The organism is Exiguobacterium sp. s150, from assembly GCF_018618435.1.
Taxonomy (GTDB): Bacteria; Bacillota; Bacilli; order Exiguobacteriales; family Exiguobacteriaceae; genus Exiguobacterium; species Exiguobacterium alkaliphilum.
In genome coordinates, this window is sequence record NZ_JACSMC010000056.1 from 1 (window position 1) to 5,146 (window position 5,146).

5 protein-coding genes are annotated in these 5,146 nt (G+C 40.3%); 3 read left to right on the forward strand and 2 right to left on the reverse strand.

Features of this window, described 5'->3' with window-relative positions; translation table 11 throughout:
* Positions 1-374 precede the first annotated feature (374 nt).
* Both KNP76_RS15255 and KNP76_RS15260 read left to right on the forward strand, forming a co-directional pair.
* Positions 375-1,226 (forward strand): FapA family protein, encoded by an 852-nt coding sequence (locus KNP76_RS15255; protein ID WP_214845008.1) that lies wholly within the window; start codon positions 375-377, stop codon positions 1,224-1,226.
* A gap of 26 nt (positions 1,227-1,252) precedes the next feature.
* A complete protein-coding gene (locus KNP76_RS15260) occupies positions 1,253-1,678 on the forward strand; it encodes a hypothetical protein (RefSeq protein WP_214845009.1) in 426 nt (141 codons plus the stop codon).
* Between the two features lie 139 nt (positions 1,679-1,817).
* Here the strand turns inward: KNP76_RS15260 and KNP76_RS15265 are convergent, their stop codons facing one another.
* A complete protein-coding gene (locus KNP76_RS15265) occupies positions 1,818-2,534 on the reverse strand; it encodes a C40 family peptidase (RefSeq protein WP_214845010.1) in 717 nt (238 codons plus the stop codon).
* Between the two features lie 123 nt (positions 2,535-2,657).
* Here KNP76_RS15265 and KNP76_RS15270 point away from each other — a divergent pair, with 123 nt between their 5' ends.
* Positions 2,658-2,966 (forward strand): hypothetical protein, encoded by a 309-nt coding sequence (locus KNP76_RS15270; protein WP_251137540.1) that lies wholly within the window; start codon positions 2,658-2,660, stop codon positions 2,964-2,966.
* A 53-nt stretch (positions 2,967-3,019) separates the two neighbouring features.
* Here KNP76_RS15270 and KNP76_RS15275 read toward each other — a convergent pair whose 3' ends face one another.
* Complete coding sequence (locus tag KNP76_RS15275; RefSeq protein ID WP_251137541.1) at positions 3,020-3,481, reverse strand: hypothetical protein; 462 nt, start codon at positions 3,479-3,481, stop codon at positions 3,020-3,022.
* Between the last annotated feature and the right edge of the window lie 1,665 nt (positions 3,482-5,146).

A 5,146-nucleotide genomic window follows, 5' to 3' on the forward strand; every position in this document is an offset into this window, starting at 1 on the left:
ATCGAATACGAAAAAGAGAATCCGTACATCAAGACAAGAGCACAACGAGAAGCGCGACGGAATTTCATTTTCAAGTTGTATATGGACGCGAACGACGAATAAAAAAGTGGCACTTTTTGTGCCACTTTCGTGTTTTCACTGGCACATTTCGTGCCATTTTTGGACTTTTGGTGATATCACAGAAACCCCAGGCCCTGCCTGGGCTATCACGGAAAGTGATAGCAGTTTCCCCTTATGCTCTTTTTTCTTCTTTCTTCATCTTACAGATTTCATCCGAAGATCAAATTACTAAAAAAAAAAAATTACATAATTGGTTTTTTTAGATAAAAAATATTTATTAATGTTAAAATTAAAACAAAAAAGGATGTGTTTCTATGTTCAGAAAAACTATCGCTCTCTTGCTTTCTTTGTCCTTAGTATTAACTTTATTGCCGCAAAACAGAGTTAACGCTATGACTAGCTCTCCAATCTCATCAGAAGAAAATTATATAGATGAGTTAGGGAGAAAAAATAAAGTCATCACTTATATCGATCAAGAAATTGTAAAAGTCTCTATTTACATAAACGACGTTTTGGAACAAGAAAGCACAGTTGATTTAAAGACCGGAAACATAACAGGGTTTATGGACTATGGGGAAAAAGAAATTGACGAAAATGTAAGCGATACCATTTCGGTCGAAACTTCTTCCCCTAAAAGTTCTTTAGGTAATATTGAAATAACTCCTTTTGGTACTGGCTATTATTCGCAAGTAGCTTCGAAGGCTACAACCGCAGTAGGTTCGTGCAAAGCAACTACAGCTTATTTATTTGAAAAGACAGGAACAGTAACTAAAACAAGACATGTTTTAAAACTCACTTCTGGTCAAGCTATATCCGCAGTACTCGGCACAATCATTGCATCAATCGCATTGAAAACCCCTATGACCTCTACTATGCTGAGAGCTGCGTTAGTGGGGACTGGTGCCAGTGTAGTCGGATCGGTTATTCAATCTGGATTTGAAGGTAGTTACTATGCTTACACCACTACTAAAGACTATTATGCAACAATTAATAATACGAGATATTTTACAAATAAGATCACTAGCGAATATTTCGTACTGTATAATCAATACACAGGAAAATCTTCAACTGAACGTATTAGCCAAACTGTAACCGCTTATGGAAGCCCAACTTCTTATCAAGTTATGCTGAGCCAGGCAATCGCTACGTTTGGAAGAGGATGTTAATAGGGTCTAAAAAGGAGTAAGTAAGGATGAAAAAGTACTTGGTGCCAGTCTTATCAATCTTATGGATTTTGGCTTTAGTAAGTATTGATAGAACATTTTTCCTTGGAACATCAGCATTATTTTTACCAGTTTTTTTTGCGACATTTAACATATGGTACTTTTATCAAATCAAAACAAAACAGCAAAAAGTCGTATATGCTATTTTCGTGACGATATTAGTTGTTATAAGTTTTCTGTCGTTCCCTAAAGTAACAATTAACGAAGCAGAAACAATCATACAAAAAAATGAAGAAATCAAATCAGAAAACACCAGAACTATACCAGTAACTCAAGAGGGCATAAGCTTTTTCAAACCAACTCACTTTTATTTATTTGAAAATTCACAAGGCGAAAGTTTTGTAATGAACCCAGATACGGGAGAAGTAACAAAAAAAGAAGTTAAAGGGATTTAATCTGTTAGAAAAATCGTTCCAAATTCACGATAGAAAGATTGTGAATTTGGAACGATTTTGTCCGTTTTCTGGACTTTGGCTTGAGACCGTCATCAAGTTTGCGTGGAGTTTTTATTTCACGCAAAGAATTAAAAGATGATTACTTGTACGTCCCCACGTAGTTAGTTCCAACAGTTAAAGAGTTAGGCAAAACATAGCCTGTGAGTACCCCACCATTGATAGACGGTTTGTCTATGTACCCAACTAAAGTGCCTGTTGAATTCATATAAGCTTGGTAAATGAACTTCGAGCAATAGTTAGGTGAAATGCCTTGAAGATTGGCATTATACCAGTAACTTGTAACTTTACCGATATTGTTAGTTGCCCATATTCCAGCCTTAGAAGCCGTAGTTGAATTAGAATGACGATAAATTTTCACAACTCCACCATTTTGATTCAACCGATGGCTTGCTAACGATACTGCTCGACCTGCTACACCTGGCAGTACTTCTCGAACCACAAAATCCGGTCCAACAATAGCTGCGTGTCCAACAAATCTCGTTGCATCCCAACTTTTTTCTGAAATTAAGATATCCCCAACACGAACTACAATTGTAGAATTAGGATAGCGGACAGTGTCATTAGGACCAGTCACTGCAAATGTGCCGGCATCGCCACCTCCGGTTCCATCTTTCACTACAGGAAAGGAAATTACTGACCCTTCCTCAGAATAGGCATCAGTTGCCTCGTTCAAGTTTAAAGATGTTTCTCCCTCTGAACTCGTCTCGTTCGTCTCAGCTTTAGATATAGATGGATTCACTACTACAACAACGCTTAAAATTAATGTGATTACTAAAAAGAATATTAGTTTTTTCATTAAAGTTCCTCCTTTTTAAGCTATTATATACGTTAAGTTGACTCATTTACCTAAAAAAGGAAGGTGTTAATAATTTTGACTTTTTCAAGAAGATTTTTTTATTTAATTGTAATTATTTTTTTTGTGATAATCGGATCGTTTACTTACATTCATTTTGAAAAAGAAAGAAGAGAAGCATTTTTAATTTCTCAACTAGAGGAAAAGGTTACTTTAACAAAAGATTTGTACAACATTTCCTCATCTTCATACACGTATATGGGTTATCACTATGCTATAAGCTTTACTGATGAACCAAATGTCCAATATGATTTTTTCGTTAAATCAATATCTCATGATCAACATTCTATTGTGTATTATGGATACGATTCAGAAGAAGAGGCTCCCGGACCTAAAAGAGACTTACTGTTCAAAGAAGAAATAAATGGATTTTAAATTTAGAGTAGTCCGATTTGTTCTATCACAGGAATCAGGCTACTCTTTCCAATTCATTTTTTACGCACATAATCTCCCAACACTCTCTCGACCAACTCATAGAGTTTCATGTCGTTCTCCAGGGCGATCTGCTTCAACTGCTTATGTAACGACACATCCATATCCAAAGAGACCTTTTTCCGGACAATCTGTTCGGGTTTCATCTCAATCGCGAAATATTCGTCGTCCAATTGGGACTGTCCCGTGACCGGGTCGATCTTCAACGGCTCAGACGAGATTTTCTTCGGTTTCGGCGTACTGACACGACTCGATTGCACAAAATCGAGCACTTTCTTGTCCGCATTCGGATGGCTGCGGTCGATGTGCCACCGTTTAGTTCGTTGGTCGAACGTCGCACCAGCCGACTTCAACGCCTCGCGAAGCTTCTCCTTGCCCACCGGCGCATGTTCTTTCGCCAGATCGAGGAACTTCATGTCCTCATTCAACTTGGTCACCTCAAAGATCGTCAGTTCCATGCTCTTCATAGCCACACACCTTCCTTCCTAACTTTTAACTAACCTTCCCTCTTACCCTCTTGATTCTTCGCAATTGGGGCTAATCCCTTCTTGTTTTCCCTTCTGAATCGCCCTGGCATCCTGTCGGATGTCTCGGGCGATCCTCTCCAGGTCGTTCTTCTTGCTACTGAACGCACTTCGCTACGGCGTTTACGCCTTTGCTCGTTTGTCGGGGCACATGCGGAACACGTCGCCAGACTACGCTAGGCTCGTATTCCTCGTGCCACATACGAATTTACATCTTCTACTACTTCCTCGCTGATCTGTTTGCTCTTTGTTCTTTTCTTTTTAGAACTTGGAAAGAAAAAGACTTGAAACCAAAGAGCGCACCGGGCATACTCCGGTAGGGAAGATAGGAAACGGCTGGATGGGCAGACTAACCCCTTTGAAAAAGGATGCGGTTAAAATCTGCCCACCACGTTCTCCGTCTAGTGCAAGACGAGGTATCCGTATGTCTAGGCGTTCCAAGACTCCGGGGTGTCTCAACCCCGACATGTGACTCGCTGCGCTGCTATCGCGCACACAAGGCGTTTCCACGCCCTACCTTGCTGCCTTTCGGCGACTCGTCACATAACCCACTGCACGACGGCCAGAGCCGTCCTGCGTCGTGTCACAGCAATCATACAGCCGCCTACGAGGAACTCCCCCACCGTTTGTCGTGGGACTGCCTCCGGTCGTACCATATGACCCCGTCTGAACCTCTCAACGATCTTTACCATATCCCCGGAGGGACTTAGGCTATGTACAGGGCTTTCCGTCCTTCCCCTGCTAACGTCACACCACATGCTGGAACCGCATTGGTGACCGATCTACTTTGTTGCGTCGGCTAGATGGACCTACTCGTTTTAAGAGCGAGTGCAGAACTCTGATATGTAAAAAAACCAACACAAAAAGGACGTCGTTCGAATAGGGAGTTTCGTGAAACTCGCTACTGAACGACGCCCTTTTTTATACTAAAACCTTGAATGTTCCAGGTTTCCTTAGTATGATAGGTGCATCTAAGTTGAAGTCACGTCCTGTGTGCCTTCAACGATCAATAGCTAGTGTTCCACCACTCGCTATTCAAAAGCGTCACTTCGATGATCATCAACCCGTTTGGCGACAGGTTGATAGGAGAAGTGGCGTTTTTTGTTGTTCCGTCCATATTTTGTTACTGATTATTCTACCTCTACATAGATATGATGACAATAAAATATTTCTTCTTACTGCATCGTTTTTCTATTTCGCTTGTCACGGATCTTCATGTAAATTGCGTATATCAACCCTAGATAGGCCACCACGGTACCGAAATAAAATAGATAGTCGACCCAAGGCTCAGAGTACGGAAATCTAGTGAATTGATAACTCATAAGCGTAAAAAACACACTCATGAATAACATATGACCAACATCTCTAAAGTTCTTTTTAACCGTATCAATAATCAATTCATTCACCTCTTGTTTGAAGATTCTGATAATACAAATATAGCATAAAGAGATGTATTATTTTGCCTTTTCGTAAAACCTTTAGCTAAAGCCGTTGCTTTTTCCGACCGTGTGGGCGACCATAAAAATACTGCCTGACAAGTGTCAGTATGTAAATGGGCACTCCTTATCTTCGATATCTCGTGAAGGGACGAAAACAACA

Coding starts and splice junctions, on each gene's coding strand:
- KNP76_RS15255 (WP_214845008.1), top strand. CDS start 375: ATGTTCAGAAAAACTATCGCTCTCTTGCTTTCTTTGTCCTTAGTATTA.
- KNP76_RS15260 (WP_214845009.1), top strand. CDS start 1,253: ATGAAAAAGTACTTGGTGCCAGTCTTATCAATCTTATGGATTTTGGCT.
- KNP76_RS15265 (WP_214845010.1), bottom strand. CDS start 2,534: ATGAAAAAACTAATATTCTTTTTAGTAATCACATTAATTTTAAGCGTT.
- KNP76_RS15275 (WP_251137541.1), bottom strand. CDS start 3,481: ATGGAACTGACGATCTTTGAGGTGACCAAGTTGAATGAGGACATGAAG.